The organism is Bradyrhizobium campsiandrae, from assembly GCF_014529705.1.
GTDB lineage: Bacteria > Pseudomonadota > Alphaproteobacteria > Rhizobiales > Xanthobacteraceae > Bradyrhizobium > Bradyrhizobium campsiandrae.
In genome coordinates, this window is record NZ_JAANIH010000004.1 from 154,791 (window position 1) to 180,376 (window position 25,586).

At 64.3% G+C, this 25,586-nt stretch carries 30 protein-coding genes; 13 read left to right on the forward strand and 17 right to left on the reverse strand.

The genetic code is table 11. From position 1 onward, the window contains the following. Positions 1-11 precede the first annotated feature (11 nt). The 6 genes from G8O24_RS04645 to G8O24_RS04670 form a co-directional block, all read right to left on the reverse strand. Positions 12-1,295 (reverse strand): M20/M25/M40 family metallo-hydrolase, encoded by a 1,284-nt coding sequence (locus G8O24_RS04645; RefSeq protein ID WP_188096909.1) that lies wholly within the window; start codon positions 1,293-1,295, stop codon positions 12-14. Positions 1,296-1,561: 266 nt separating this feature from the next. Beyond that, positions 1,562-3,163, reverse strand: a complete 1,602-nt coding sequence (locus G8O24_RS04650; RefSeq protein WP_188096911.1) for a TRAP transporter large permease — start codon at positions 3,161-3,163, stop codon at positions 1,562-1,564. Next, the gene (locus G8O24_RS04655; protein WP_188096913.1) at positions 3,160-3,699 is read right to left on the reverse strand and encodes a TRAP transporter small permease subunit; all 540 of its coding nucleotides are present in this window, start codon (positions 3,697-3,699) and stop codon (positions 3,160-3,162) included. The genes G8O24_RS04650 and G8O24_RS04655 overlap by 4 nt, the downstream gene beginning before the upstream one ends. 312 nt (positions 3,700-4,011) lie before the next feature. Further along, positions 4,012-5,046 carry a GTP 3',8-cyclase MoaA gene (gene moaA, locus G8O24_RS04660; RefSeq protein ID WP_188096915.1) on the reverse strand — a complete coding sequence of 345 codons (1,035 nt, stop codon included), beginning with the start codon at positions 5,044-5,046 and terminating at the stop codon, positions 4,012-4,014. 106 nt (positions 5,047-5,152) lie between these two features. Beyond that, on the reverse strand, positions 5,153-5,620 hold the full coding sequence (locus G8O24_RS04665) for a hypothetical protein (protein WP_188096917.1): 468 nt from the start codon (positions 5,618-5,620) through the stop codon (positions 5,153-5,155). Positions 5,621-5,778: 158 nt separating this feature from the next. After that, the gene (locus G8O24_RS04670) at positions 5,779-6,468 is read right to left on the reverse strand and encodes an HAD-IA family hydrolase (RefSeq protein ID WP_188096919.1); all 690 of its coding nucleotides are present in this window, start codon (positions 6,466-6,468) and stop codon (positions 5,779-5,781) included. Positions 6,469-6,623: 155 nt separating this feature from the next. Between G8O24_RS04670 and rpiA the strand changes: the two genes are divergently transcribed. Genes rpiA through gor form a run of 3 tightly spaced genes read left to right on the forward strand, consistent with a single transcriptional unit; the run spans position 6,624 to position 9,297 of the window. Then, entirely contained in the window at positions 6,624-7,337 is a 714-nt protein-coding gene (gene rpiA, locus G8O24_RS04675) for a ribose-5-phosphate isomerase RpiA (protein ID WP_188096921.1), read from the forward strand. Between the two features lie 2 nt (positions 7,338-7,339). After that, the gene (locus G8O24_RS04680; RefSeq protein ID WP_188096923.1) at positions 7,340-7,861 is read left to right on the forward strand and encodes a DUF2059 domain-containing protein; all 522 of its coding nucleotides are present in this window, start codon (positions 7,340-7,342) and stop codon (positions 7,859-7,861) included. Between the two features lie 47 nt (positions 7,862-7,908). Continuing rightward, the gene (gene gor / locus G8O24_RS04685; RefSeq protein WP_188096925.1) at positions 7,909-9,297 is read left to right on the forward strand and encodes a glutathione-disulfide reductase; all 1,389 of its coding nucleotides are present in this window, start codon (positions 7,909-7,911) and stop codon (positions 9,295-9,297) included. A gap of 69 nt (positions 9,298-9,366) precedes the next feature. Here the strand turns inward: gor and G8O24_RS04690 are convergent, their stop codons facing one another. Continuing rightward, on the reverse strand, positions 9,367-10,506 hold the full coding sequence (locus tag G8O24_RS04690; RefSeq protein WP_188096927.1) for a hypothetical protein: 1,140 nt from the start codon (positions 10,504-10,506) through the stop codon (positions 9,367-9,369). Positions 10,507-10,850: 344 nt separating this feature from the next. Here G8O24_RS04690 and G8O24_RS04695 point away from each other — a divergent pair, with 344 nt between their 5' ends. Beyond that, a complete protein-coding gene (locus G8O24_RS04695; RefSeq protein WP_244645736.1) occupies positions 10,851-11,159 on the forward strand; it encodes a hypothetical protein in 309 nt (102 codons plus the stop codon). A gap of 13 nt (positions 11,160-11,172) precedes the next feature. Here the strand turns inward: G8O24_RS04695 and G8O24_RS04700 are convergent, their stop codons facing one another. After that, entirely contained in the window at positions 11,173-11,358 is a 186-nt protein-coding gene (locus G8O24_RS04700) for a hypothetical protein (protein ID WP_188096929.1), read from the reverse strand. 64 nt (positions 11,359-11,422) lie between these two features. Next, complete coding sequence (locus tag G8O24_RS04705) at positions 11,423-12,652, reverse strand: carboxylate-amine ligase (protein ID WP_188096930.1); 1,230 nt, start codon at positions 12,650-12,652, stop codon at positions 11,423-11,425. Between the two features lie 251 nt (positions 12,653-12,903). Here G8O24_RS04705 and nhaA point away from each other — a divergent pair, with 251 nt between their 5' ends. Continuing rightward, positions 12,904-14,139, forward strand: a complete 1,236-nt coding sequence (gene nhaA, locus G8O24_RS04710) for a Na+/H+ antiporter NhaA (protein WP_188096932.1) — start codon at positions 12,904-12,906, stop codon at positions 14,137-14,139. Positions 14,140-14,172: 33 nt separating this feature from the next. Here the strand turns inward: nhaA and G8O24_RS04715 are convergent, their stop codons facing one another. After that, positions 14,173-14,766, reverse strand: a complete 594-nt coding sequence (locus G8O24_RS04715) for a redoxin domain-containing protein (RefSeq protein ID WP_188096934.1) — start codon at positions 14,764-14,766, stop codon at positions 14,173-14,175. A 16-nt stretch (positions 14,767-14,782) separates the two neighbouring features. After that, on the reverse strand, positions 14,783-16,537 hold the full coding sequence (locus G8O24_RS04720) for an MOSC and FAD-binding oxidoreductase domain-containing protein (RefSeq protein ID WP_188096937.1): 1,755 nt from the start codon (positions 16,535-16,537) through the stop codon (positions 14,783-14,785). A gap of 171 nt (positions 16,538-16,708) precedes the next feature. On the opposite strand from G8O24_RS04720, the gene G8O24_RS04725 reads away from it, so the two are divergent. From G8O24_RS04725 to G8O24_RS04745, 5 genes are all read left to right on the forward strand, one after another. Then, on the forward strand, positions 16,709-17,089 hold the full coding sequence (locus G8O24_RS04725) for a nuclear transport factor 2 family protein (RefSeq protein ID WP_188096939.1): 381 nt from the start codon (positions 16,709-16,711) through the stop codon (positions 17,087-17,089). 307 nt (positions 17,090-17,396) lie between these two features. Then, a complete protein-coding gene (locus G8O24_RS04730) occupies positions 17,397-17,858 on the forward strand; it encodes a TerB family tellurite resistance protein (protein ID WP_188096941.1) in 462 nt (153 codons plus the stop codon). A gap of 2 nt (positions 17,859-17,860) precedes the next feature. Continuing rightward, positions 17,861-18,214 (forward strand): hypothetical protein, encoded by a 354-nt coding sequence (locus G8O24_RS04735; protein WP_376708090.1) that lies wholly within the window; start codon positions 17,861-17,863, stop codon positions 18,212-18,214. 6 nt (positions 18,215-18,220) lie between these two features. Further along, positions 18,221-18,850 carry a YjbE family putative metal transport protein gene (locus G8O24_RS04740; RefSeq protein ID WP_188096945.1) on the forward strand — a complete coding sequence of 210 codons (630 nt, stop codon included), beginning with the start codon at positions 18,221-18,223 and terminating at the stop codon, positions 18,848-18,850. 30 nt (positions 18,851-18,880) lie between these two features. After that, a complete protein-coding gene (locus G8O24_RS04745; protein WP_188096947.1) occupies positions 18,881-19,453 on the forward strand; it encodes a TIGR00645 family protein in 573 nt (190 codons plus the stop codon). Between the two features lie 23 nt (positions 19,454-19,476). Here G8O24_RS04745 and G8O24_RS04750 read toward each other — a convergent pair whose 3' ends face one another. Further along, a complete protein-coding gene (locus tag G8O24_RS04750; protein ID WP_188096949.1) occupies positions 19,477-20,418 on the reverse strand; it encodes a helix-turn-helix domain-containing protein in 942 nt (313 codons plus the stop codon). Between the two features lie 101 nt (positions 20,419-20,519). Then, positions 20,520-21,458, reverse strand: a complete 939-nt coding sequence (locus G8O24_RS04755) for a LysR family transcriptional regulator (RefSeq protein WP_188096951.1) — start codon at positions 21,456-21,458, stop codon at positions 20,520-20,522. 160 nt (positions 21,459-21,618) lie between these two features. Here G8O24_RS04755 and G8O24_RS04760 point away from each other — a divergent pair, with 160 nt between their 5' ends. Together G8O24_RS04760 and G8O24_RS04765 are read left to right on the forward strand one after the other, a co-directional pair. Beyond that, on the forward strand, positions 21,619-22,191 hold the full coding sequence (locus tag G8O24_RS04760) for a hypothetical protein (RefSeq protein ID WP_188096953.1): 573 nt from the start codon (positions 21,619-21,621) through the stop codon (positions 22,189-22,191). Positions 22,192-22,353: 162 nt separating this feature from the next. Further along, entirely contained in the window at positions 22,354-22,731 is a 378-nt protein-coding gene (locus G8O24_RS04765) for a hypothetical protein (protein ID WP_188096955.1), read from the forward strand. Here the strand turns inward: G8O24_RS04765 and G8O24_RS04770 are convergent. Genes G8O24_RS04770 through G8O24_RS04780 form a run of 3 tightly spaced genes read right to left on the reverse strand, consistent with a single transcriptional unit; the run spans position 22,728 to position 24,245 of the window. Continuing rightward, positions 22,728-23,399, reverse strand: a complete 672-nt coding sequence (locus G8O24_RS04770) for a glutathione S-transferase family protein (RefSeq protein WP_188096957.1) — start codon at positions 23,397-23,399, stop codon at positions 22,728-22,730. The genes G8O24_RS04765 and G8O24_RS04770 overlap by 4 nt on opposite strands. Beyond that, a complete protein-coding gene (locus G8O24_RS04775; protein ID WP_244645738.1) occupies positions 23,389-23,874 on the reverse strand; it encodes a GNAT family N-acetyltransferase in 486 nt (161 codons plus the stop codon). The genes G8O24_RS04770 and G8O24_RS04775 overlap by 11 nt, the downstream gene beginning before the upstream one ends. Beyond that, the gene (locus tag G8O24_RS04780) at positions 23,871-24,245 is read right to left on the reverse strand and encodes a winged helix-turn-helix domain-containing protein (protein ID WP_188097082.1); all 375 of its coding nucleotides are present in this window, start codon (positions 24,243-24,245) and stop codon (positions 23,871-23,873) included. Before G8O24_RS04780 ends, G8O24_RS04775 begins: the two co-directional genes overlap by 4 nt. 223 nt (positions 24,246-24,468) lie before the next feature. Between G8O24_RS04780 and G8O24_RS04785 the strand changes: the two genes are divergently transcribed. Beyond that, the gene (locus tag G8O24_RS04785; RefSeq protein WP_188096958.1) at positions 24,469-24,732 is read left to right on the forward strand and encodes a hypothetical protein; all 264 of its coding nucleotides are present in this window, start codon (positions 24,469-24,471) and stop codon (positions 24,730-24,732) included. On the opposite strand, the gene G8O24_RS04790 is transcribed toward G8O24_RS04785, so the two are convergent. Then, entirely contained in the window at positions 24,729-25,520 is a 792-nt protein-coding gene (locus G8O24_RS04790) for a COG4705 family protein (RefSeq protein ID WP_188096960.1), read from the reverse strand. The genes G8O24_RS04785 and G8O24_RS04790 overlap by 4 nt on opposite strands. Positions 25,521-25,586 lie beyond the last annotated feature (66 nt).

Below are 25,586 nucleotides of genomic sequence, written 5' to 3' on the forward strand. Positions count from 1 at the left end.
GCCGGAGGACGCTATTTCAGCTTGCCGGTCGACAGATCCATGATCATCCGCGTGGTCAGGTAGAGACGCGGGACGATGCTGTCGAGCTTGACATATTCGGCATCGTTGGAATGGGCGCCAAAGCCCGACAGGCCCATGCCCTCGACCACGGCGCCCTTGGTCTTGAGCGCGGCGAAGGCCGCATCGGTGCCGCCACCGGTCGCCTTCTCGGCAACGTTCATGGACATTCCGATCTCCGCGTAGATCGTCTTTCCGTAGGCAGCTACGCGGCGCGAGGCGTCGTTGGCCTCGAGCGGCGGGCGCCGCACCTCGAATTTCAGTTCGACCTTGGAATCGGGCAGCAGATGGTTCTTGATCTTCTCCTGCAGCGCCTTCTCCAGCTCGTCGAAATCCGACACCTTGAGGGCGCGCGCATCGGCCTGGGCGGTGGCTTCGGCCGGAATCACGTTGCGGTTGGTTCCGGCCTTGGCGACGGTCCAGTTCAGCTTCAGGCCCTGCTCGGGCTTGGACAGGTCCTTCATCTGCAGCACCTGGTGCGAGAGTTCGTAGAGCGCGTTGATGCCGCCCTCGGGCCGTGCGCCCGCATGCGAGGATCTGCCTGTCACCGTGAGATAGGCCGAGCCGATGCCGCTGGTGGCGAGCCGCACCGAGCCATCGCTGCCGCCACCCTCGAACGAGAACACCACGTCCTGGTCGGACGCGAATTTGGTGATGGTGCTGCGCCAGCCGGGAGATGAGATCTCCTCGTCGCCATTGGTGAGTACCGTAAGGGTGCCATAATCCCTGAAGTTCAGCTTCTGCAGCATCGCCACGGTGTGGAGAATGAGCGCGACGCCCTGCTTGTCGTCGGCAATGCCGAGGCCATAGGCCTTGTCGCCGTCGATGCGGAACGGCTGGTCCTTCAGCATGCCCTTCAGGTACACCGTGTCCATGTGGGCGATCAGCATGATCTTCGTGGTGCCGGTGCCCTTGAACGTTGCGTGCACGGCCGGGCCGATCTTCTCCGGCGTGTCGTCGAGGCGATAGATGACGGCCGGCTGCAGGATCTCCACCGTGCCGCCGAGCTGCTTGAGCTGGTCGGCGACGCGGCCTGCGATCACGTTCAGGCCCTCGACATCCTTGCTGCCGGATTCGATGTTGACGAGATCGCGCAGCGTGTCGAGCAGCGGCTGCTGCTCCTTCTGCGCCAGCGCCTGAATCTCGGCCACCGGCTCGCCGTGTGCAACGGCGCAGGTGAGCCACAGCGAGGCAATCAACGAAGCAGCGAGCGAGGGAGCAGAGTGCGATCGAAGCATGGCGCAGCATTCCCGTAGGCTAGAGGAGCGTCCGGTATGCCTGTGTTTGCGGCCCCTGTCACGCTCTTCACCCTCTTGCGGGAGAGAGGGGCTCTATCCGTTAGCTCGGTATCGTAGGGTGGGCAAAGGCGCACTTGCGCCGTGCCCACCACCTATCAATGATTTCGAGAGAATGGTGGGCACGCTTCGCTTTGCCCACCCTACGATACTGTGGTCGGGGAGAGTCCGCCCACAAGAGGAGAAGACGCCTCGCACCTTGTGCTTCGCTACTTCTGCGGCGGGCCGAGATCCAGCGGCGGCAGGTCGATCTGCGGCACCTCGATCTTGACCTTGTCGAGGTCGACATTGACAGGCTTGTCCAGGAGGCCCGTCACCGTGATCGGGAAGGCGATCACGATCAGCACCATGATCATCTGCAGGCCGATCCAGGGCATCGCGCCCCAATAGATGTCCGAGCTCTTCACTTCCTTCGGCGCGACGCCGCGCAGATAGAACAGCGCGAAGCCGAACGGCGGATGCAGGAACGAGGTCTGCATGTTGACGCAGAGCATGACGCCGAACCAGATCAGCGCCGGTCCGTCGCCGACCACGGGCCCCAGGATCTTCTGCGCGATCGGCGCGATCATCGGCAGGATGATGAAGGCGATCTCGAAGAAGTCGAGGAAGAACGCCAGGAAGAAGATGAAGAGGTTGATGAAGATCAAAAAGCCCCAGACGCCGCCGGGCAGCGAGGTCAGCATGTGCTCGAGCCAGACGCCGCCGGAGACGCCGAGGAACACCACCGAGAAGCAGGTCGAGCCGATCAGGATGAAGGTGACCATGCAGGTGATGCGCATCGTGGTCTCGTAGCCCTGCTTGATCAGGTCGCGCAGGTCGGGAATGCGCGCGGCCTGGATGCAGATCCAGGCCACCGCGAGGTACGTCACCGCGAAGGCGAGCTTGAAGATCAGATTCTCGGTGAACAGGATCGCGATGATGGTGCCGATGCCGGCGGCGATCACGCCCAGGATGAGCACCTTGCGGTCGGTCGAGGTGAAGTCCTTGTGATGGATCGCGGCGAGCACGATGGCGCCGACCGCGCCCATGGCGCCGGCCTCGGTCGGGGTCGCAAGGCCCATCATCATGGTGCCGAGCACGACGAAGATCAGCACGGCCGAGGGGATGATGCCCATCAGGCACTTCTTCCACAGCGCCCAGCCGGTCAGCGTGCGCGCGTCCTTCGGCACAGGTGGCACGTGGTCCGGCTTGATCAGGCCAAGAATGAAGGTGTAGCCGGCGAACAGCAGGATCTGGAACACCGAGGGGCCCCAGGCGCCGAGATACATGTCGCCGACCGACTTGCCGAGCTGGTCGGCCAGCACGATCAGCACCAGCGAGGGCGGCACCAGCTGCGTGATGGTGCCGGAGGCCGCCAGCACGCCGGTGATGTAGCGCATGTTGTAGCCGTAGCGGATCATCACCGGCATCGAGATCAGCGCCATGGCGATGACCTGCGCCGCCACCGTGCCGGTGATGGCGCCGAGGATGAAGCCGACGATGATGACGGAATAGCCGAGGCCGCCTCTGATCGGGCCGAACAGCTGGCCCATCGAATCCAGCATGTCTTCGGCAAGTCCGCATCTTTCCAGGATCGCGCCCATGAAGGTGAAGAACGGGATCGCGAGCAAGAGCTCGTTGGAGAGCACGCTGCCGAACACGCGGCCGGGGATCGCCTGCAGGAAGTTGAGGTCGAAGAATCCGAGATGGATGGCGAGGAAGCCGAAGGAGAGCCCGACCGCGGCGAGCGTAAACGCCACGGGGAAGCCGAGCAGCATCACCAGAACCAGGCCGCCGAACATCAGCGGCGGCATCATCTCCAGCGTGATCATTGAGTCGGCCTCTCGTACTTGGCGTCGATCGTCACATAGCCCTGGAGAGCCGCGATACGCTTGATGACTTCGGAAACTCCCTGCAATGCCAGCATCACGAAGCCGGAGGGGATCACGAATTTGATGGGCCAGCGGATCAGGCCGCCGGCATTGCCCGACATCTCGCCGACGTCATAGGCCTGCATGAAGAACGGCCAGGACAGATAGGCGAGCAGGAGGCAGGAGGGGATCAGGAAGAACAGCGTGCCGATCAGGTCGAGCCAGAGCTGGCCGCGCTCGGACAGCATCAAATAGAGAATTTCGACCCGGACGTGCTCGTTGCGCTTGAAGGTGTAGGACGCGCCGAACATCACCAGGATCGCGAACATGTACCATTGCAGCTCCAGCCACCCGTTCGACGAGTAGCTGAAGGCGTAGCGGATCATGGCGTTCGCTGCGCTGACCAGACAGGCGAAGAGCACGAGCAGGTTACAGACGTACCCAATCTTTTCATTGAGGGTGTCGATGGCGTTGCTCACCGCCAGCAATGGACGCATGTTACCTTCTCTCCGTCGCGGCCTAACACTGTGTGGGAGGCTTCAGCACGCAAGGCCCGGCCGGCGTGCGAAAGCACGCGGCCGCACGGATCGCAGTCCGAAAAGCGATTGCGGCGTCAGTCCTCCCCTCGCGCCTTGCCGTCTTGACCGCGACCGCCAACGGGCGGGCCGGCTTATGCTGCCGGGCAAGCAAAGGCGGTTGCACCAAATCAGCGGCTTTCAGCGCCGTCAATCGGAAAATGGACAAATTGACGCCGGGTCAAAAGCTTAAGACCGCAAAAGCTTAAGACGGTTGGACGGAGCGGCGAATCCTCAGCCGCCGGTGACGCTCATGTGCCTGGAGACGCTGGGGCGGTCGTGGCGGCGGTCGATGATGAAATCATGGCCCTTGGGCTTGAGCCCGATGGCGCGGTCGATCGCATCCGCAAGCAGCATGTCGTCGCTGGATGCACGCAAAGGCTTGCGCAGGTCGGAGGCGTCCTCGTGGCCGAGGCAGGTGTGCAGCGTGCCGGTGCAGGTGATGCGCACCCGGTTGCAGGATTCACAGAAATTGTGGGTCATCGGCGTGATGAAGCCGAGCTTGCCACCGGTCTCGGCGACGCTGACATAGCGTGCCGGCCCGCCGGTGGATTCGGCGAGATCCGTCAGCGTGAACTGCTGGGCGAGGCGTGCGCGCACCAGCGACAGCGGCAGATACTGGTCGATGCGGCCAGCGCCGATCTCGCCCATCGGCATCACCTCGATCAGGGTGAGGCCCATGTTCTTGCCATGGGCCCAGCGCAACAGATCGGGGAGCTCGTCCTCGTTGAGGTTCTTCAGCGCCACCGCGTTGATCTTCACAGCGAGGCCCGCGGCACGCGCGGCCTCGATGCCTTCCAGCACCTTGTCGATCTCGCCCCAGCGGGTGATCTCGCGAAACTTCCTGGGATCGAGCGTGTCGAGCGAGACGTTGATGCGGCGGACGCCGCAATCGGCGAGTTCCTGGGCATGCTTGGCCAGTTGCGTGCCGTTGGTGGTCAGCGTCAGCTCGTTCAGAGCGCCGCTGGTCAGATGGCGCGACAGCGAGCGCACCAGCGACATCACGTTGCGCCGGACCAGCGGCTCGCCGCCCGTCAGCCGCAACTTCTTCACGCCCTTGGCGATGAAGGCCGTGCAGAGGCGGTCGAGTTCCTCGAGCGTCAGCAGGTCGGCCTTGGGCAGGAACGTCATGTCTTCCGACATGCAATAGAAACAGCGCAGGTCGCAGCGATCGGTGACCGAAACGCGCAAATAGGAGATGGTCCGTCCGAACGGATCGGTCATGGCGCTCGACAGCGCGGCGCCGGGGCTCGCAAAAAGTCCGTTCATACCAAATGCCTTGTCACTTACGGCGACGGGCGCACCATCATTTCAGCGGTGCTGTCCGTGCAATCTAAGCATCGGATACCGCTGACACAATCGGTTGGTACGCAGACTAACGCTTGCCCGCGTTCGGATCGGGGAACGGCGTGCCGGCTGCGGGCGGTGCAGCATCGGCTGGCGCCGCGGCGGGCTTCGGCGTCTTCGGCCGGTGCGGCTTCTTTTTCACGGGCTTTGACGGTACCGCCGGCTGAAGCTCCGCGAACACCGGGTTCGGATCGGTGGTCACCGAGGCGGGCGTGGTGAAATCGCCGGGGGTTTTGATCACATTCACCGGGACGCTTGCCGGCTGGTATTTCGGCAGCGCAAAAGCGACCGTGAACGGGGCGTCGGGCGCGGGAACCGAGACGGAGCAGGGGGTCTTGCAGCCTCCGCCCACCGAAGTCGTCGCATCAGCGCCCGGGGGATTGGATTCGAGCCGGACCTGGACGGTCGGCGGCGCCGATTTGAACATGTCCCAAGACATTGAGGAGCAGCCACCAAGGCTCGCCCCCGCTACCGCAATCGCGATGACACGACGCATGACCCATCCACTTCTACTGCGACGAACCGCCACATAACCCCGCGCGGACCTTAGGAGCGTCGCCTGGGGCAAGCAACCGGCGGACTGCGCATAGTTAATAGATGGTTAACGCGGAACTAGATGGAATAATCAAGCTGTTTCAGTGGCTTGCCAAATCTCTAGGTGGTCATCAGGCTGTGGGCGGCCGCCGGCAGGTCGCGCATGTGGTGGATCAGCCGATCCGGCTTCAGCTCGGCAATCGGTACGTCCGTATAGCCGAAACTGACCCCGATCACGGGGACGCCGGCGCGCCGGGCCACCCCGACGTCGGTTCCGGCATCGCCGACCATGATGCTGGCTCTGACGTCGCCGCCGGCCCGCGCCACGGTCTGCCGGAAAATGGTCGGATCGGGCTTCTGAACCCCAAACGTATCGGCGCCGCAGATCGCGGCGAATCGGCTGGTCAGATCGAGCTGATCCAACAGCCGTTTGGACAGCCATTCCAGCTTGTTGGTGCAGACCGCGAGGCGATGGCCCTGCGCCGCAAACAGGTCGAGCGCCTCCAGCAGCCCCTCGAAGGGACGGGATTCGACGGCAATGTGGTCGGCGTAATAGGCGATGAAATCCGCGGTCATCCGGTCCATGTCGGCCACGCTGACCGCACGGCCCTCGGCCTCCAGGCCCCGTTCGATCAGCTTGCGGGCGCCTGCGCCGATCATGTTGCGGGCGGATTGCATCGGCACCGGGGGCAGGCCTTCGCGATCGAGCACGTAGTTCAGCGCAGTGATGAGGTCGGGCGCCGTATCCACAAGCGTGCCGTCGAGATCGAAGACGAGGGTGTAGGGGCCGGTCTTGTCTGGGGATGTCATGCCAAAAGCGCTATCGGTCCGGCCTGTCAGGCGCAAGAGGCGGGCTCATAAGATCACCTTATAGGCCTGTTCCGGCGGGGAAAACGAGGCTACATAGGCCCGCCGCAATCGGGCACGACCGGGCGGCACTCCTGACCTTGAGAGGCAGCGCAAAGGTGGACATGGACCAGTTGAAGCGGCAGGCGGCGGCGCGCGCCCTGGAAGAGGTGCGTGACGGCATGCAGCTCGGCCTCGGGACCGGCTCGACCGCCAAGCATTTCGTCGAGCTGCTTGGCGCGCGCGTCGCCGCCGGTCTCAACGTCATCGGCGTGCCGACCTCCGAGGCGACCCGCGCTGACGCGGAGCGTTGCGGCGTGCCGCTGACCACGCTGGACGAGATCGACCATCTCGACATCACCGTGGATGGGGCCGACGAGATCGATCCCGACCTCAATCTGATCAAGGGCGGCGGCGGAGCTCTGCTGCGCGAGAAGATCGTGGCGGCCGCCTCGGATCGCATGATCGTGATTGCCGACGATACCAAATGGGTGCCGACGCTCGGCCGCTTTCCGCTGCCGATCGAGGTCATCCCGTTCGGGCTTGGCGCGACACGGCGGGCGATCGAGAAGGCATTTGCGCAATGCGGCGTTTCCGGGCAAATGGCGGTCCGCAGGGCCAAAGATGGCCACGTTTTCGTCACCGATGGCGGCCACTGGATCCTCGATGCCCAGCTCGGACGTATCGCGGATCCGGCCGGCCTCGCCAAGGCGCTGAGTGTGATTCCCGGCGTGGTCGAGCATGGCTTGTTCATCGGCTTGGCCAGCTCGGCCGTTTTGGCGGGTGGCGAGGGAATCCGCGTGATTGAACGGCGAAAGCCGAAAGGAGACTAGGAATGAAGAGCGTTTTGAAATTCTTGCCGGCCGCGACCCTTGCTGTTGGCCTCGCCCTTTCGGCCGTGCCGGCCATGGCGCAGCAGCAGGGAGCACCGCCCAAGGCCTCGCCCGCGGCGATTGCGGCCGCCAAGGAGATCCTCCAGATCAAGAACGCCGGCGCGATGTATGCCGGCGCAGTGCCGGGCCTCGTCGACAAGACCAAGATCGCGCTGATCCAGCAGAACCTGAACTACCAGAAGGACCTCAACGAGGTCGCGCCGATCGTGGCCCAGCAGCTCCAGGGCCGGCAGAACGAGATCGGCGAAGGCATGGCGCAGATCTACGCCAGCGAGTTCACCGAGCAGGAACTCAAGGATCTCGTCACCTTCTACAAGTCGCCGCTCGGCCAGAAGCTGATCAACTCGGAGCCGCGTGCCATTGGGCTCAGCATGGCCTTCATGAACTCCTGGGCCCAGAACTTCTCCGAGACCGTGATGGGCGCCTTCCGCGCCGAGATGCGCAAGCGTGGCAAGGAAATCTGACCGTACCTATCTGTCGAGATAGTCCTTGAGAGAGGTCGGAGTGAACCATGGCTGAATTCGACGTCGACCTCTTTGTCATCGGTGGCGGTTCGGGCGGCGTGCGTGCCGCCCGCATCGCAGCCGGCTACGGTGCCCGCGTGATGATCGCGGAAGAGTACCGCATGGGCGGCACCTGTGTGATCCGCGGCTGCGTGCCCAAGAAGCTGTTCGTGATCGGCTCGCATTTCCGCCAGGAGCTGGAAGACGCCGCCGGCTTCGGCTGGACCGTTCCGCCCGCGAGCTTCGACTGGCCGACGCTGATCGCCAACAAGGACAAGGAGATCGCGCGGCTGGAGGCGGCCTACACCACCAATGTCGAGAAGTCGGGCGCGCAGATCGTCAAGAGCCGCGCGGTGATCGAGGACAAGCACACCGTCCGCCTGCTCGAGAACGATCGGAAGATCACCGCAAAGTACATCCTGATCGCCACCGGCGGCGCGCCCAATCACGGCGCTTCGATCCCCGGGATCGAGCATGTGATCTCCTCCAACGAAGCGTTTCATCTGAAGAAGCTGCCGAAGCGGATCGTGATCCAGGGTGGCGGTTACATCGCGCTCGAATTCGCCGGCATCTTCGCCGGCTTCGGCTCCGACGTTACCGTGATCTATCGCGGCGACAACATCCTGCGTGGCTTCGACGAGGATGTCCGCAGCCATGTCCGCTCCGAGATGGAGAAGCAGGGTATCACCATCCTCACCGGCTGCACGGTCGCGAAGGTCGATCGCCACGGCGAGGAGTTCACCACGCATCTGTCGAACGGATCGAGCATCGCCTCCGATCAGGTCATGTTCGCGATCGGGCGCCATCCCAACGTCGCCAATCTCGGCCTCGAAAAGGCGGGTGTGGCCATCAACCCGAACAACGGCGGCATCGCGGTCGATCCTTTCTCCAAGAGCTCGGTCGACAGCATCTACGCGATCGGCGACGTCACCCATCGCTTCAACCTGACGCCGGTCGCGATCCGCGAAGGCCATGCCTTTGCCGACACCGTGTTCGGCAAGCGCAGCGTGCAGGTCGATCATGCCAGCATCCCGACCGCGGTGTTCTCGCAGCCGGAGGTCGGCACGGTCGGCCTGACCGAAACCGAAGCGCGCGCGCAGTTCAGCCACGTCGACATCTACAAGACGACGTTCCGTCCCATCAAGGCGACCATGTCCGGCCGCGACACCCGCGTGCTGATGAAGCTCGTCGTCGACGGATCGACCGATCGCGTGCTCGGCTGCCACATCGTCGGCGATTGCGCCGCCGAGGTGACGCAAGTCGTCGCCATCGCCGTGAAGATGAAGGCGACGAAAGCCGATTTCGACGCGACCATTGCGCTGCATCCGACCGCGGCCGAGGAGCTGGTGACGATGCGTACCCCGACCGCGCGTCACGTCCGCCAGGCGGCGGAGTAGGCGCGGTTGCTTCACCTCTCCCTGCCGGAGAGTGAAGAACCCCGCGGACTTGTCAGATACGGAATGCGCTCAGCCGTACAGATATCCGACCGGCTTGCCTTCGGTGCGCAGCGGACGAATGTCTCTCTGGGTGATGATCTGACCGGCAAGGCCATCGATCTCGTCGCGCTGCGTCGGCGTCCAGCTGCGAAGCTCGTTCATGCCCTTGAGCAGGCCGAGGCGGAGGACCTGCGTGTTCTCGCCGACTCCGATGAGGCTGACGGAGTCCTTGCCCGCCGTCACCACGTCGCCGGCGGAGAGCTCGAAGCTCTCGCCGGACCTCTTCCTGAACTCGGCCGTGCCGCGAATGACGCGATAGATCACGACCTCGCCCTTGGCGAAACAGGTCGCGTCCGCGGCCGCGGACGTGCTCTTCGGCAGCAGCGCGTGCCCATGCGGATCAGTTGCGATGACGTGGCCGGTCACGAGATGACCGCTCGGAATCTCGATGCCGATGTCGCGCACGTAAACCTGCAGGGCTGATTTGACCGAACCGTCGGTGAGCGGCTTGTATAGCGCGTCCAGCGCGAGCGGATCCTGCAGCCAGAAGCCGGCATCGGCGGGACGATCATGCAGCGGGTGGCTCCAGGCTATGCGCGGCGTTTCGTCTTCGTTGATCTGGTCCGGTCCGACGATGGTCGGGTTTGGGAAGGTGGTGGGATCGGTGATGAAGGCTTCGAGGAATTTGCCGGAATAGCCCATCGAGATCGGATCCGGCACCACCGTCTGCGGCGTCTTCAAATTCTCTTCCGTCGACAGGCCAGACCAGGTGTAGAACAGCTGGCGATGCACGATCGCGCTTTGCAGCATCACCGCGCCGGGGCCGACATTGTACCAGCGCCCGTCATAGTCGAAGGTGAACGCGCCCGAGGTGACGAGCACGAGCTGAAAGCCGCCGGGCGGCAGATGCAGATGGAAGTCGGTGGGGCCGGTGTCGGGGCGGTAGATCGGCAGGTTGGTTGCGACTTCGTGGAGCAGGAAAGTCTCGTTGTTGGCGTGAAAGCCTTCGTTGGCGCGATTGTAGAGCGCCTGTGGGCGGTACGTCGCCTCGAACTTCGCGTTCCGGTCGCGATCGATCGCGACGAAGTCCTTGTCGTTGAGGCGGAGCGGCGCGCCATTCGGATGGGTGAGGCCGGTGGTCTTGAGATCGCCCGCAGCATGCACGTTCATGACGTTCTCCGCTCAGCGCCATTGCCAGCTCGCGACGTCGTTGCGAATTTCGGGCCAGTTGGTTGACGCAGGCTCCAGGGGCGGCCTGGGCCGCGAGGCGGCGAACCGCGCGGATAAGAAATCCGGTGGTTGCACGGGAGCTTAGATCGCCTTCCCGATCGGATCCTCCGACGATCTCACGGCGCCGCACGAGCTCGGGACGGCAGCCACGGCTTGTCTAATTTGTCAGCAAGCATCGCCAATGCGCGTGCAGCGGCGCCGACGACAGATCAGAGCGACCGGCCGGACCGATTGACAATATGTTCATGATTTGTTCTTATGCTGTCACCGAGAGGGAGGCAGTCATGGACAACCGCATCAACGACATCCGCAAGACCATCAGGGCGCTGCGCGTCAGCATGCGCGAGGCCGAGGCGATCATGCATGAGCAGATCAACCGCGATGAGGACTGCAGCTTCGTGGCGCAGGAGGTCATGAAGATGCGTTCGGTCATGAGCCTGCTCGTGAAGGAGCGCGCCGCCCTTGGCGATCACGAGCCGATCGTCGTGAGCAGCTTCTTCATCCCGCGGCGCCGGCCGGCGCGAAAGCCGGTCATGGCTCTCTCCCCATCCGCCGATTCCGTGTTCCGCCCGCGCCTTGTGGCGCGGGTTTGAGGCGGAGTGCGGCTCAGTCAAACGCGTGAGGCGCGGCCCGATTGGGTTTGCCGGCAGGGCTGTCCGCCCACTTCGCCATTTCCATGGTCCGCGCGTCGACGCCTTCGCACCAGAAGCAGTTCGGCCGCGCGCGGCCCTTGTCGGACAGGATCGGGACCAGGCTGTGGCCGCAACCGGTGCACCAGGCGATGTCGGTCATGCATTCCTCGATGGACGTATCTGATTTGGAAATGACGTTCTCGTTGGCGAAGCTTGCGCGAGCGCTATGACGGCGCGGGAGCGCTTCGGCCGGTGGGCGCGCTCAGCTCCGACACCGTCGATGTAGCGATCCAGCGTGACACGGCTGTGATGTCGTCGCCGTTGTCGCGATAGGCGCGAAGCTGGAACTCGGCCGAGCTGCCGCGCTCCACGATGGTGCGGCAATGGTCGATCTGGGCGGCACAGCCCAATGCGTCCGCGTCGCCCGCGGTATCCTCGATGATTCGGGACAGCATCTCCGAGATCGTGAGCGGTCCGTCCCTGGAGGCGAAGATGCAATCGGTGCCGTAGCGCTGCGCGCGCCATTTGTTCTCGACCGCAATGGCGCGCTCGACCACGGTGACCTCCTTCGACAGATGAGGCCGCAGATAGAGGTGGCGCGTCAGGCAGCGGTAGAGCGAGGCGATCGCGACGGCGTCCTCGATCAGGGTGCAGGTATCGGGCGCGCGAAGCTCCAGCGTCGGGTGCTTCATGGACGGGCGCATCGCCCACCAGATGTGGCTCTCGTCGGGAATCACGCCGGAGCGCTGCAGGGCGCCGACATATTCGTCGTAGTCCTGCCTGTTTTCGAACAGCTCGGGCAGGCCGGTGCGCGGCAGCTCGGAATAGGCCGCCAGACGATAGCCCTTGAGTCCGGTCTTGTGCGAATTCCAGAACGGCGAGGACGCCGCCAGCGCGATGAACAGCGGCAGATGCGGCAGCATGGCCCGCATCACTGCCATCCGTTTCTCGGGATCGGGCAGTTGGACATGCACATGCATGCCGCACATCATGTTGCGGTGGCCGATGCTGCGCAGGTCCTCGATCATCTCCTCATAGCGCGGCTTCGGGCTCGGCTGCGACATGCGCCAGACGGCGGTCGGATGCGTGCCGCAGGCCATGATCACAAAACCGTATTGGGCGGCGACGTTGGCGACCTCGCGGCGCAGGAATCTCAGCTCCTCCTGCGCGTCATTGACGTCGACGTGAATGTTGGTGGCGACTTCGAGCTGGGATTGCAGCATCTCGCGCATGGCCTGGCCACCGGTCGACCAGCTCGCCGATTCGAACAGCGCGTCGGGAGTCTGGATCGCGACCTCCAGGGTGCGGCGGTCGGCAAGGAAATATTCCTCCTCGATGCCGAAGGAATATTCGGCCGCCTTGCCGCGTCCGCCGGCAGAGCGAATGACGAGATGCTGCCTGTCATCGGAGGCGTCCAGTCGCAGCAGTTTCAAAACGTCCGAAGCCAATGTCATCGAGCCACCCGGCGGCCATTACCTGCGGGCAATAATCCGTCGCACCGGGGCCGGTTCCGCCTCGGCCCCACCGGAAATTGCAAAGTCGTACGGAACAATTGTCGCACCCGGACGCGCGCGCAATCGGGACGTGGCTCGGCCCCACGGGTTGCGCTCATCTCGCCGCCGTGTAGAACAGGCGCGGGTGCTCGCTGCATGTGGCAGCGACAGGTCAAGCGATGGTCGGGCCGCCACGCAGGATGCGTGCGCCCATGAATGATCAATTGCCCGGCCGGCACCTGGCCAAGTCCCCGCTTTTCGTCGCGCGAGCGCTCTCCACGCTCCGGCACTTTCTGCACGTCGAGGCCGTCAGCGGCGTCGTGCTGCTGCTGGCTGCGGCTGCCGCACTGCTGTGGGCCAACTCGTCCTTCGCCCATTCGTATCACGAGGCCTGGAACCTTCCGGTTTCGCTTCATCTCGGCGGGTTTGCCTTCGTCAGACCGCTGCATTTCTGGATCAACGATGCGTTGATGACGATCTTCTTCCTGGTCGTCGGCATGGAGATCCGTCGGCAAATCCACGAGGGCGCACTGAGCCGATTCGATCAGGCGATTCTGCCGGTGCTGGCGGCCGTCGGCGGTGTGGTCGTTCCGGCGCTGATCTATTTGAGTTTCAACGCTGTCACGGAACGCAGCCAGGGCTGGGCGATCCCGACCGCGACGGATATCGCCTTTGCGGTCGGCGTGCTCGCGCTGCTCGGACGATCGATTCCCGGCAATGTGCGGGTGTTTCTACTGGCGCTCGCCATCATCGACGACATCATCGCGGTTCTCATCATCGCGCTGTTCTACAGCAGCGGACTTGATCCCCATGGTTTCGTCGTCGCCTCGTTCGGCGTGCTGATGGCGCTCGGAATGCAGCGGCTGGGCTTCGTCTCCGCGTTTGCCTATGTGCTGCCCGCCTTTATCGTGTGGGCCGGGCTCCTCATGGCTGGCGTCCATCCGACGCTTGCGGGCGTCGTGCTGGGCTTGATCACGCCGGTCCGCTCGGCACAGCCCGAGATCGCACCGCCCGTCATCCGCGTCGAGGCTGCGCTGCATCCCTGGGTCGCTTACGCCATCATGCCGCTGTTCGCGCTGGCCAATGCCGGCGTTGATCTGCGCAGCGGCGAGTTCATCGGCGGCGCCCAATTCGTGACGCTGGGAATCGGGCTTGCGCTGTGCGCGGGAAAGCCGATCGGCGTGATCGGGGCGACCTGGCTTGCAGTGCGCCTGGGCGGATGCCGGCTGGCGCCTGATGTGACCTGGGCGGGCATTGGCCTGATCGGACTCCTTGCCGGAATCGGTTTCACCATGTCGATCTTCATCGCCATGCTCGCGTTCACCGATGAGAGATTGCAGGACGCAGCGAAGTTCGGCGTGCTGCTCGGCTCGCTGATCTCGGTGACGCTCGGCCTCGGATGGGGTGCGGAATACGCCCAGCGGCAGCGCGCGCCGGGCGATTGCTGACGCGGCGCTGCGGCTGCGTCAATGGCAGCGGGATCAATGTTCGCCCAGCGTTTCGACGTAGGCCTTGCCGTAGGGATAAAAGTGCTCCTTGCGGCCCTGATCCCAGAGCGCCCTGAAGCCCGGCGCGGTGATGTCCCAATCCGGACGGCAGATCATGCTGACCGCCCTGAGATCCTGGCGAAGCTCCTCGACGGTGGGACGTCCGAAGAACCAGTAGCCATTGTAGATCTTGTGGATGCGCAAGGAGGGCTCGAGCACGATGACATGCGGGATCATCGGGTTGTGGACGGGATCGGTGTATTCGGCGATGTCGAGATCCTTCTGGATGATCCGCCTGGAATCTGACAGGAACGGCCAATGCGCGCCGGCGCCGGTTCGGTATTCGTTGGTCTGGGTGATGGTGTCGGTGGTGATCGTGACCAGCCGGCAATAACCGACCTCCATCTCCCGATGAAGCTGCAACAGGCCTTCGGTCTGGCGGCGGTCCTTTGGACAGAAGCCGCCACGGCCGAGCACGAGCACCATCGGGCCGCCGCCCTGCAATTCGGAGAGCTTGCGGTGCTTTCCGGTGTGGTCGCTGAGCTCGTAATCCGGGAAGGTCGCCCCCGGCACCATGTCAGTTCGCATCAGGCTCTCCTGTGTCCTAGAGATCGACGACGATGTCGCCGCGCGGCCGCGCGCAGCAGATCAGGACATTGCCGTCTGCCGGTGCGTCGAGCGGGTCGGGCTGATAGCTGACCTCGCCCGCAATGAGGCCGCTTTCGCAGTTGTGGCACACCCCCGTCCGGCATGACCAGCGCACGGAGACGTCGCAGGCTTCGGCCAGTTCGAGCAGGCTGGCGTATGACGGTCCCCAACAGACATTCAGGCCGCTGCGGGCGAAGGACACCATCGGTCCCGGGCCCGGTGCACCAGCCGGCGCGTGCGCGAGCCGCTTCGGCGGAGCGGCGATGCCGGGTGTGAGGGATGGCCCGGCGCCGAACAGCTCGGTGTGGATGCGATCGGGCGTGACGCTCCACGCACGGAGGCCGCTCGTGAGCTCGCTCATGAACCCGGCCGGTCCGCAAAGATAGAAATCGGCGTCCTGCGGCACGTTGATGTGCTGCAGCAGAGGCAGGTCCAGGTGTCCTGAGCTGTCGAAATCGACGCCGCGGCGATCGCCCGGGTCGGGGCTGCTGTAGCAGACGTGGCTGTGATGGTGAGGAAGCCCTGCCATCATTGCTCGCACCTCGGCGGCGAATGCATGTTCGCGACCATTGCGGGCGCCGTGCAGCCACCAGATGTCCCGCTGCGATTGCTCCTGCGCGAGCGCGCCAAGCATGGCGAGCACTGGTGTCGCGCCAATCCCGGCACTCAATAGGACGATAGGCCGCGTGCCTGGCTGGAGCGTGAAACTGCCGCGCGGCGCACCGAGCTGCACGACATCGCCCGGCCGGAGCTCATCGGCGATGTAGGTGCTGGCGATGCCGTGGGCTTCGCGTTTGACGCTGAGGCGATAGGACGCCGCATCGGAGTGGCTCGACAGCGAATAGCTGCGGGTGATTGCAGGCCTCGCGGAAGGTCCGAGCCTGATGGTGACGAACTGACCGGGCAGGGCGGCGGCAAAGGGCTGTCCGTCCGCGGGTTCGAGCAGCAGCGATGTCACGTCATCGCTTTCGGCGATCTTGCCCGAGACGCGAAACGGCCGGAAGCCGCGCCAGGCCGGAGGCGGGACCGCGGCCGGGCCGAGGCCGGCATTTCCGCCCGTCGCATTGTTTGTTTGCGCGAGCAGCGCCTCGAACGAATGGCGCCAGCCGCGGCTTAGTGCCGGAATCCGCAACGCGCGTTCGAGGCGATCGGGCTGATGCGGAGGCAAATAGAGCAGCGCGTTGATCTCGGATACGCTCATGCCCTCAGGGCCGGCGGCAACGCGCGCGATCTCGTCACCAGCTTCGACGTCGCCTTCCTCGATCACACGAAAATAGAACCCGGGCCGGCCGTGCTTGACCAGCAGCGCGGCCATGTCCGGCTCCTCCATGCGAATGCCAAGGCGATAACAAGTGACGCGCGGCTGCGTCACCTCGAACAGGGCCGAGCCGATTCTATAGCGATCGCCGATGCAAACTTCGGTATCGGCGAGACCTTCGACGGTGAAGTTCTCGCCGAATTGACCGGGAACGAAGTTCGAGCGGCCGAGATGTGCCTGCCAGTAACGATAGGAGTCCTCCTGATAGACGTACACGGCGCGCTGTTCGCCGCCATGACCCGCCGTATCGCCTTGGCCGTCGCCCTCGATGTTGAGCCGGCGCACGCTGCGTGGGCCTTTGACGGGAGCCTTCCAGATGCCGGTATGAACGGTCCTGCCCTGCCAGGCGACGTCGCGCGGCAAGCCGACATTGACGGACAGCAATCGTGCCATAAGCGTTCCCCGGTGCGATCGGTACGGCGAATTAACATCGCCGTACCGTCACTCTGCATTCTCGTCGGCTTTTTGGCCTGTTAGTCGTTGTTAGACGTTGCGAGAGCAGCCTTGCCGCGCGTTGCCTCGGTTCCGATTTAGGCAGCAGGGCTGCAAGGCGGGAGATCTGCGATGGATGACCAGGTCAAATTGACGGCGATCCAGCGGCATTGGGACGCATCGGACGCAAACGATTTCGAAGTCGAGCATGACATCTATCGCGACGACGCCGTGCTCGACTATCCCCAATCCGGCGAGCGCATTCGCGGCCGCAGGAACATTCAGGAGAGCCGCTTCGTGCAGCCGAACAAGAAGCGCTTCACGGTGCGACGGATCGTCGGCCGCGGCGATCTCTGGGTGAGCGAAATTGTCCTGACCTATGACGGCGAGCCGTCCTACGTCGTCAGCATCATGGAATTTCGCGACGGACTGGTGGCGCATGAAACGCAGTATTTCGGCGCCAGGTTCGATCCGGCGCCGTCGCGCGCGCATCTCGTGGAGCAGGCGGGATAGATCGGCATATTCCGCGATTGCTTCGCTGCGCTCGCAAGGGCGACTTGCATGGAACTCCGATGCGGCGGCTGGTCGCAGCAATGTCGACTTGATTCCGTGCCGCCCGGCTTTATCTCTGAAGAGAACAAGAATCCGGGCCCCTCTGGCGAGGACGCCGACCATGTCGGCAAAACCTCGCGATGTCGGATGACCTGTCCCGCGCGAATGCGATGGATCGGCCGATTGTCGGGCCTTCTTGAGTTCCCTCCGACCCAATCGTCCCCCATCGCAGCTCCCTGCGGCCATTTCGCAAGATCGAGGAGCGACGATGACTGACGCCAACACTTCCGCCCCCATCGAGATCGAGATCACCGAGCCGCGCAGCTTCAACGAACAGGCTGCCGTTGCGCTGGTCATTGCCGGCGCGCTGGTCGCCGTAGCCGATCGGCGTGTCTCACCGGTCGAGCGCGACGAGGTGATCCGCTTCATCAGGGAGCGCGGATTGGCCCCGCATATCGGCGATGACCGCCTACTTGCGATGTTCGACGAACTGGCGGAACGGCTCGAGGAGCCGGACTTTGCCAACGTCGTGATCGACACGCTGCGGCCGGTCTCCGACCTGCCGCTGTCGTCCCATCTCATCGAGCTGTCGGAGCGCGTTGCAGCCGCGGACGAGGACGTGCATCCGCATGAGGTGCAGGCGATCAAGCTGCTGCGCCTGCTGACGCTGGTGCTGCCACGCGCGAAGCCGGTCGGGCCGATGGCGGTCGGCGCGGCTTCAAGGGAATGATCATGGGCGCAACCTCGGACGAGCAGGCGAGGAGATCGAAGGACGCCACCGGCCAGCCGGCCGGAGGCGACCCGCGCCTCGACGCGCTGGTCCAACGGCTGCCGCCGCGACTTGCCGGCACCGTCGATTATCTCCTGCAACCCTCCAGCCGTTGGGTCCGGATTCCCGCAGGGGGATTGCTCGTCGTCGGCGGCGTGCTGTCCTTCCTGCCGGTGCTTGGCGTCTGGATGCTGCCGCTCGGCCTTGCGCTCCTCGCCGAGGACGTGCCGGCGCTGCGCGCGTCGCGCTCGAAGGTCTTCGACTGGATCGAGCGCCGCAAGCCGCACTGGCTGGATACGTCCGCTTCGAAAAAATGACCAGACATGACTGAACTCATCACTGCCGATGCGCTGACCGCGCTGCTCCAGGTCGTTCTGATCGATCTCGTGCTCGCCGGCGACAATGCCGTGGTCATCGGCCTCGCCGCGGCGGGCCTTGCGGCCGAGCAGCGCCGCCGCGCCATCGTCGTCGGCATCATCGCGGCCACCGGCTTGCGCATCCTCTTTGCCGGCGTCGCGACCCAGCTTCTGCAGGTTATCGGCCTGCTGCTTGCCGGCGGCGTGCTGCTGCTATGGGTGTGCTGGAAGATGTGGCGCGAGCTGCGGGAGCATGCCGGGGAGCTCGCGCTCAGCCACGGCGGCGGTGGAAGCGCCGCGCCGGCGCCGCGCAAGACGTTCGGCCAGGCGGCGATGCAGATCGTCGCAGCCGACGTCTCGATGTCGCTCGACAACGTGCTCGCGGTCGCAGGCGCCGCGCGTGAGCATCCTTACATCCTGGTGTTCGGCCTGTTGCTGTCGGTCGCGCTGATGGGGATCGCCGCCGACCTGCTCGGTCGCGTGCTCCAGAAGCAGCGATGGATCGCCTATGCCGGCCTTGCCATCATCGTCTACGTCGCCTTCGAGATGATCTATCGCGGCTCGCTCGAGCTCGCGCCTGTCATCGCAAGTCTCTAAAGCCCGCCTCAGCCTTCTCTGGAGTCATCGATGTCGTCCGAACCCAAAGCACCTTTGGCTAACCCGCCGGTCGGCCTGTTTCCGCGGCTGATCTTCGGCTCGCGCTGGCTGCAATTGCCGCTTTATGTCGGCCTCATCGTCGCGCAGGCGGTCTATGTGCTGCTGTTTCTGAAGGAGCTCTGGCACCTGGTCGCGCATTCGTTCGACGCCAGCGAGCAGCAGATCATGCTGGTCGTGCTCGGACTGATCGACGTCGTCATGATCTCGAACCTGCTCGTGATGGTAATCGTCGGCGGCTACGAGACCTTCGTCTCGCGGCTGAACCTGCGCGGCCATCCGGACGAGCCGGAGTGGCTGAGCCACGTCAACGCCAGCGTGCTCAAGATCAAGCTTGCGATGGCGATCGTCGGCATCTCCTCGATCTCGCTGCTGAGGACGTTCATAGAGGCCGGCAATCTCGGCACCACGCGCAGCAATTTCACCGAGACCGGCGTGATGTGGCAGGTGCTGATCCATCTGACATTCATCATCTCGGCGATCGGCATCGCCTGGGTCGACCGCCTCAGCGACAACGGCCATCGCAAGGAAGCCGGTCAGCACTGAGGACGTGCAGTCGTGTCGATAAACTAGCGCCCGCGCATCAGCGTCTCGGACGGCGCCTCGCCGAAGGCACGCTTGTAGCCCATCGCGAAGTCGCCGAGATGCCAGAAGCCGTTGGCGAGTGCGGCGGCTCTCACCGTCAAGCCGCTGGCCCCCGTCATGAGCTGGACGCGAACGGCCCACATCCGCTTGAGACGCAGATAGTGGTGCAGGCTCACGCCGTGCACGACCTGCATCGCAGTCTGGAGCGTACGCGCGGACACGCCGAGCGCGGTGGCGAGATCGTCGCTGTAGAGCGGCTGGTTGCCGAACAGCTCGACGACCTCCTCGAGCCGTGCGATCAGCCTGCGATGCTTGTCGAACGTACCGGGACGTGCCGTGTGTGCGTTGGCCGGCAGCAAAATCGCGTCGAAGGCCGCGAGCAGCGTTTCCTGGATCGGGCGATGCAGCGCCTCGAACTGCCTGGGATCGTCGCATGCCGACGCCTGCGTGAACATCTCCAGAAAGACGGCGCGCAGACGCGCCATCGGATCGTCCTGCGTATGGACATAAGCGAGGCCGGTGTCGAAGTCCGCCCATCCGCGATGCCGCATGTCCGAGTTGAAGCGCACCATGAGATAGGTGTTGGGACGATGTTCGATCGACTCGACCGGGGCCTTGCCACGGATCACGCCGATCGTCGAGCCGTCGACCTCGCGGCCGTTGGCAATGGAGTGGAAGTCGAGCGGGACAACGAGACCGACGCCGTGGTCGGTGCCGATCTCGGCTTCGAACCGCCGCGCAAAGGCGCGCTGCAGTACAAACAGCCCGTTCTGTAGCGGCAGGATGGCGCGCGACAGCGAGAATTCGCGCGGCCGAAGCGGCGTAGAGGTGCCGATGCCGAGCACCTCGTTGGCGCGAAACTCGCTGAAATCCGTGAAACGCTCGATGTTCAGGACGCGCGATGGCTTCAGCCGATGAACCGGCATGTCGGGGATCCTAGGGGCAAGCGGCAGCTGGCTGAATCCCCAACGGATACCAACGCCGGACGATCGGCCATATTCCGGAAAACTACTGACCGGTCAGCGGATCAGGCGGTGTGCCGATACGCCTCATTCTCTCGCCGCTCGCGTTCGCCGAGTTCGCGGATGAGCTCCTGGAGGAAGGACTCGGTGAAGGCGGGCAGGGTGCGCTCGGCGCGGACATAGATACCGAGATCCGACCACACCGGGCTGCCGGCATTGTCGAGCGGCAGGAACACCAGCTGTGCATCGCGCGACAGCCTGATAATGCCGAGCTGGGTCTGGAAGGCGATGCCGACGCCGCGCGCGGCGAGCTCGCGCATCAGGTCGATCGAGTTGGCCTGGATCGCCGGCTCCGGCGTCTCGGAGAGCTGGGCGATCAGCGGCTGCAGCAGATGGTAGATCGATAGCTCCGGCAGCGCCTGAATGACCGGGAAGGCGAGGCATTGCTCCAGCGTCACGGTCTTGCGGCGCGCCAACGGATGCTCGCGGGCGACCAGCGCGCCGAGGCGAAAGCGTTTCAACGCGACCTGGCGCAGATCGGGTGGATGCCTGAGCGCGATGGCGATGCCGATATCGGCCTCGCCCCGTCTCAGGGCTTCGAGCACGTCCGACGATCCCATCACCTCGGTGGTGAAGCTGACGCGCCGGGCCCGGCTGCGATGCGCGGCGATCAAATCCGGCAGCACCGATTCCGTGAGGGATTCGATGCAGGCGATGCTGACATTGCCGTGCCAGGCGCCGGACAGCGATGCCACGTCGGCGCGGAAGCGGTCGAGGTCCTGGAGCACGTTCATGACGTGGCGAGCCAGCATCTCGCCCACCGTGGTCAAAGTCAGCCCGCGCGCCGTCCGCTCGAAAAGAGGTGATCCAACCTCTTGTTCAAGCTTGAGAATTTGGCGGCTGACCGCGGACGAGGCGACGTTCAGGGTCCGCGCGGCGGCACGGATCGAGCCGGTGCGGCGGACGGCATGGAAATACTGGATGGCCGGTGAATGAAAGCGCATGGGATCCTCGGTGCCACTATAGCTGTTGCCGAAACGGCAGCAACATGTGCGAAATTCTCTGCCTTTTGAGAGCGCCGGTTTCACCCTAATGTCATGTGCTGACGGGCCTCTCGGGCCCGCGCGGCGACGCGCCCGCAACGACGCGGCAGGGGATTTTGGGGTGAACGAGACCAACGCTTGCGAGCTGGAGCCCGGACGGGACGGCCGTCTCGTCGACCGTCGCCGCGCGGCCGCCTATGTCGGCGTCACCGCCGGCCGCTTCGAGCAGCTCGTGCGTGACAATGTCGTACCCCCGCCTGTCATGATCGACAACAAGCGGCGCTGGCCGATCGCGGTGCTCGACGGCGCCAGGGATGCGGTCGGCAGCAGCATGCCATCGCCGCCGGTCATCAGGACCGATATCGAGGCGCGCCCCTGCGATCGCAACAATGTACCCTCCGCGCGCGAGCTGCCCGATGCGGCCTGGTTCGAGCAGCGTGCGAGCTTTGTGCAACGTGTCCGCCGCTCGCTGCTCTCGGGCAACGAGATTCGCCTGCTGCGCGAGTTCAAGCTGCTCAAGCAGAACCAGATCAGCATGTACGGCTATTATGGCAGCTTCGAAGCCCTGATGGTGCGCGGCTATATCGTCGAGATCGACCGCAAGCCGCCCTCGAGCCGCCCGCTGGTGACCTATCGCCTGACGGCGTCGGGCGAGCACGTGATCGCGGCGCTCAAGGACGATCCGGTGTTCTGAGCGAACGCCGAGCTGTTTCAGATGCGGTCCGAGGTCCGCCTCCGCGTCGGCGGTCGGCCGGCCATGGCGGCGAACTCGATCAATTCCAGAAAAAGCGGCTGGCGCGGTTCGACACATCGATATATCGTATCGGATATAGCGACGTGCGTTTCGGAACTGGCAATGGAAATCAAGGTGAGGCAGCTCACGACCTGCGCGGTGGCGGCCGATGGCGGCGCGATCTCGCTGGGTTTCGAGGACGTGACGGGCAACTCGGCCGTCGTCAGCGTCTCGCTCAACCAGGTCGGCGCCCTGATCATGACGCTGCCCGGCCTGCTCGAGGCGGCGCTGAAGGCGCGCTATGGCGATCAGAGCCTGCGCTATGCCTATCCGCTGGCGTCCTGGGTGCTGGAGCAGTCCACCGACACGACCCAGCGCATCATCACGCTGGAAACCGAGGATGGCTTCAAGATCCGCTTCTCGATCCCGAAGGACGAGCAGAGCCTGCTGGGTGAAGCGCTGACCCAGCCGATCCCGGAGATGACGGCGCGGCCGAACTAGGGCTCGCTCACCTGGAACAATGGCTGTTCTGCGAGCTTGCTCGTCAGCGCGCGCAGCTTGGGCATATCGGAATCCGTATTGATGCCGCGCGCTCGCGCGAGACGTTCTGCGACGACGGCGGTCACATCCGCCTGAGTGAGACGCCCAAGCAGAAGATATGGCTGTTTCGGGTCGATCATGGCTTCGATCGCGCTCAGCGCATTGGCGGCCTGAGCCATGCAGTCATCGATCCACGGCTGATGCACCTTTTCAGGCGGTCGGTGGTTCCCCTCATAGGCCGCGTGAAGGCATTTTTCGCACGCGCCCATCATCAAGGCCGCGACCTTCAATACGACGCGGCGATCGGCGCCATAGCGCGGCGTGAGGGGCCGGTCGCCACCATGGATTTCGTCGAGATGATCGACGATCGCGTCGCTGTCGATCAATGTCTCGCCGCTGTCGAGCACGAGCGCCGGAATGCGGCCAAGCGGATTGCTGGCCCTGACCTCTGCGCGATTGCCGAAGCCGGACAGTGGGCGCTGCTCGAATGCCACGCCGTAGATATTGAGCGTAATCGCAACGCGTCGCGTAAATGGTGAGCGATTGACCCCGATCAGCAGCATCGTGCGATCTCTCCAAGAAGCCGGCCCGGCAGATAGAGACGAAATGCGAATGTCGTCAATCTGCACCTTCTGCCCTGGGCGGCAAACGACGGATCTGAAAGCCGGTCTTGGTCTGCTCGAAACCTGCTGAGGTATAAAAGGCCAGCGTCGACGGCTTCTTCGAGCCGGTCATCAACATGACTTTGTAGCAGCCGGCCTGCCACGCGCCGGCAACGGCGGCCTCAAGGATTCGTTTGCCATAGCCGCGGCCCCTGAACGCTACGTCGGTGACGACATTCTCGATGAGCCCGTAAGCGCGGCCTCCACGCGTCAAATTGGGGATTATCACGAGAGTACAGGATGCGACGACAGAACTTGCGATGAGGCCGATCAACACCGCGCTTCCGCGATATGCCTGCAGTTCGTTGAGGCGCTGTACGGCGAGGTCGAGGGGCGGGCTTTCGTCGTCGGGATCGAGATGCCGGTAGAGCGCCAGAAGCTGCGGTAGGTCGACGGGCAGGGCGGGCCGAATGTCCAGGGGCATGCGGGTCTGTCCGTTCATGATTTGCGCGACCGCGCGATGTCGCTCTTGAGCGCTTCCAGCTCCTTGTGTACGGCGCGGGCGGCGTCGCGCTCGATCTTGCGGTAGCGCGCGACGAGCTTTTCGCCGAACGGCGTCAGCATCGCGCCGCCGCCGTTCTTGCCGCCGGCCTGCGGCTCGACCGCGGCATGCCTGCAAATCCGGTTGATCTCGTCGACGAGATCCCAGGCGCGCTTGTACGACATATCCATGGCGCGACCGGCCGCCGAGATCGAGCCTTGCTCGCGGATCTGCTCCAGAAGCTCGATCTTGCCGGGTCCGATCCGGTCCTCGCCGTCGAAGTCGATGCGAAGGCTCAGTTGAGGAAGCGATTTGGCGCTCGCGCGCGACATCATGGCGTCTCTTGAATGACTCTAAGGCGAGATTGCCATTCTTGCCTGCCGCGAACAAGGCGCACGCGGCCCGCCGCTTCATCCTGCGGCATGCTTTTCGAGATCGATAAAATTGTCTGAAATCCGCTCAGCGGCGGCAAACCGTGCGGACAAGAAGCACGGCGCTTTAAACCAGAGATTTGGAACCGACCTGCATCCTGCTGCAAAAGGGCAGGGCATCAACATGTCGGTTTTCAAGGAGGTCATCGCAGCGATCGCGGGAGTCTACGCACTCCTGTTCGTGTGCGACACATTGTTCGGGGTCGGTGAGGCGCGCTTCGACGACAGCTATTACAGCTCCAACTTCTACGCGCCGAAACCGCAGGAATTCCGCTTCGCCAGCGACACGCCGCCGGCGACCCGCGTGAGCGATGCCTTTGCGCAATTCTCGGCAGCCGAAGCCAAGCCGAACAAACGCTATTCGTCACTGACGACGATCATCCGCTAGGCCCGCTCGGCCGCGTGTTCGCCTGGATGCTGCCCGGGGCGCTGCGGGATCAGCAGCAGACAGGCCACCATGAATGCCGCGATCACGACCGAGGCCAGCGGCCGGCTCAGAGCGAGGCCGCCCTGATCGAGCGGCTTGTCGAGGAAATCGCCGACGGTCGCGCCCAGCGGTCGCGTCAGGATGAAGGCGGCCCAGAACAGAGTCACACGAGAAACGCGGGTCCAGAAGTAGAGCCCTGCAACGACGGCAAGCCCCGACGCGAAGATCAGCGCGCCTCCGCGATAACCCATGTCGCCGGTGTCGGCGATCCAGTCGCCGAGCGCGGTGCCCAGCGTCTGCGAGAAAGTGATCGCGCCCCAGTAAAAGGCTTCCGCCCGCGGGCTGCTGACGCTGTTGACCGAGATAGTTCCTTCCGAGCGATACCAGAGGCCGAGCACCAGCATGAGACAGACGAGCAGCAGCGTCGCGCCGCCGGTGTAGCCGATGCCGAGCGAGCGGTCGGCGAAATCCGCCATCGTGGTTCCGAAAGTGGTCGAGGCGACGATGGTCGCCCAATAAAGCGATGGATGAAATTTCTGCGCGCGGACCTGTGCCGCGACGAGGACGACCATCGCCGCCAGGAACAGGCAGGTGCCCGCAAGGTAGCCCCAGTTCAGCGTCATCGTCACGGTGTCGCCGCCGGTCTCGCCCAGCGTCGTGGCGGCGATCTTGATGATCCAGAAGCCGAGCGTGACTGCGGGGACCTTGCTTTCGGTGACGAGGCTACCGCTACTGGAGTGATCTTCCATCATGTCCTCGTTGCGTCCAGTGTGGTCGCAACGAGATCAACTGCGTTGCCGCCCTCTTGGCATTCG

What these genes read in the sequence shown, in the direction of transcription:
- G8O24_RS04775 (WP_244645738.1), bottom strand. Translation starts at nt 23,874, where the DNA reads ATGAACGGACAGACCCGCATGCCCCTGGACATTCGGCCCGCCCTGCCC.
- G8O24_RS04745 (WP_188096947.1), top strand. Translation starts at nt 18,881, where the DNA reads ATGTCGTCCGAACCCAAAGCACCTTTGGCTAACCCGCCGGTCGGCCTG.
- G8O24_RS04790 (WP_188096960.1), bottom strand. Translation starts at nt 25,520, where the DNA reads ATGGAAGATCACTCCAGTAGCGGTAGCCTCGTCACCGAAAGCAAGGTC.
- G8O24_RS04705 (WP_188096930.1), bottom strand. Translation starts at nt 12,652, where the DNA reads ATGACATTGGCTTCGGACGTTTTGAAACTGCTGCGACTGGACGCCTCC.
- G8O24_RS04785 (WP_188096958.1), top strand. Translation starts at nt 24,469, where the DNA reads ATGTCGGTTTTCAAGGAGGTCATCGCAGCGATCGCGGGAGTCTACGCA.
- G8O24_RS04735 (WP_376708090.1), top strand. Translation starts at nt 17,861, where the DNA reads ATGGGCGCAACCTCGGACGAGCAGGCGAGGAGATCGAAGGACGCCACC.
- gor (WP_188096925.1), top strand. Translation starts at nt 7,909, where the DNA reads ATGGCTGAATTCGACGTCGACCTCTTTGTCATCGGTGGCGGTTCGGGC.
- G8O24_RS04780 (WP_188097082.1), bottom strand. Translation starts at nt 24,245, where the DNA reads ATGTCGCGCGCGAGCGCCAAATCGCTTCCTCAACTGAGCCTTCGCATC.
- G8O24_RS04755 (WP_188096951.1), bottom strand. Translation starts at nt 21,458, where the DNA reads ATGCGCTTTCATTCACCGGCCATCCAGTATTTCCATGCCGTCCGCCGC.
- G8O24_RS04720 (WP_188096937.1), bottom strand. Translation starts at nt 16,537, where the DNA reads ATGGCACGATTGCTGTCCGTCAATGTCGGCTTGCCGCGCGACGTCGCC.
- nhaA (WP_188096932.1), top strand. Translation starts at nt 12,904, where the DNA reads ATGAATGATCAATTGCCCGGCCGGCACCTGGCCAAGTCCCCGCTTTTC.
- G8O24_RS04690 (WP_188096927.1), bottom strand. Translation starts at nt 10,506, where the DNA reads ATGAACGTGCATGCTGCGGGCGATCTCAAGACCACCGGCCTCACCCAT.
- G8O24_RS04730 (WP_188096941.1), top strand. Translation starts at nt 17,397, where the DNA reads ATGACTGACGCCAACACTTCCGCCCCCATCGAGATCGAGATCACCGAG.
- G8O24_RS04700 (WP_188096929.1), bottom strand. Translation starts at nt 11,358, where the DNA reads ATGACCGACATCGCCTGGTGCACCGGTTGCGGCCACAGCCTGGTCCCG.
- G8O24_RS04750 (WP_188096949.1), bottom strand. Translation starts at nt 20,418, where the DNA reads ATGCCGGTTCATCGGCTGAAGCCATCGCGCGTCCTGAACATCGAGCGT.
- G8O24_RS04670 (WP_188096919.1), bottom strand. Translation starts at nt 6,468, where the DNA reads ATGACATCCCCAGACAAGACCGGCCCCTACACCCTCGTCTTCGATCTC.
- G8O24_RS04725 (WP_188096939.1), top strand. Translation starts at nt 16,709, where the DNA reads ATGGATGACCAGGTCAAATTGACGGCGATCCAGCGGCATTGGGACGCA.
- G8O24_RS04695 (WP_244645736.1), top strand. Translation starts at nt 10,851, where the DNA reads ATGGACAACCGCATCAACGACATCCGCAAGACCATCAGGGCGCTGCGC.
- G8O24_RS04765 (WP_188096955.1), top strand. Translation starts at nt 22,354, where the DNA reads ATGGAAATCAAGGTGAGGCAGCTCACGACCTGCGCGGTGGCGGCCGAT.
- G8O24_RS04665 (WP_188096917.1), bottom strand. Translation starts at nt 5,620, where the DNA reads ATGCGTCGTGTCATCGCGATTGCGGTAGCGGGGGCGAGCCTTGGTGGC.
- moaA (WP_188096915.1), bottom strand. Translation starts at nt 5,046, where the DNA reads ATGAACGGACTTTTTGCGAGCCCCGGCGCCGCGCTGTCGAGCGCCATG.
- G8O24_RS04645 (WP_188096909.1), bottom strand. Translation starts at nt 1,295, where the DNA reads ATGCTTCGATCGCACTCTGCTCCCTCGCTCGCTGCTTCGTTGATTGCC.
- G8O24_RS04740 (WP_188096945.1), top strand. Translation starts at nt 18,221, where the DNA reads ATGACTGAACTCATCACTGCCGATGCGCTGACCGCGCTGCTCCAGGTC.
- G8O24_RS04650 (WP_188096911.1), bottom strand. Translation starts at nt 3,163, where the DNA reads ATGATCACGCTGGAGATGATGCCGCCGCTGATGTTCGGCGGCCTGGTT.
- G8O24_RS04655 (WP_188096913.1), bottom strand. Translation starts at nt 3,699, where the DNA reads ATGCGTCCATTGCTGGCGGTGAGCAACGCCATCGACACCCTCAATGAA.
- G8O24_RS04680 (WP_188096923.1), top strand. Translation starts at nt 7,340, where the DNA reads ATGAAGAGCGTTTTGAAATTCTTGCCGGCCGCGACCCTTGCTGTTGGC.
- G8O24_RS04715 (WP_188096934.1), bottom strand. Translation starts at nt 14,766, where the DNA reads ATGCGAACTGACATGGTGCCGGGGGCGACCTTCCCGGATTACGAGCTC.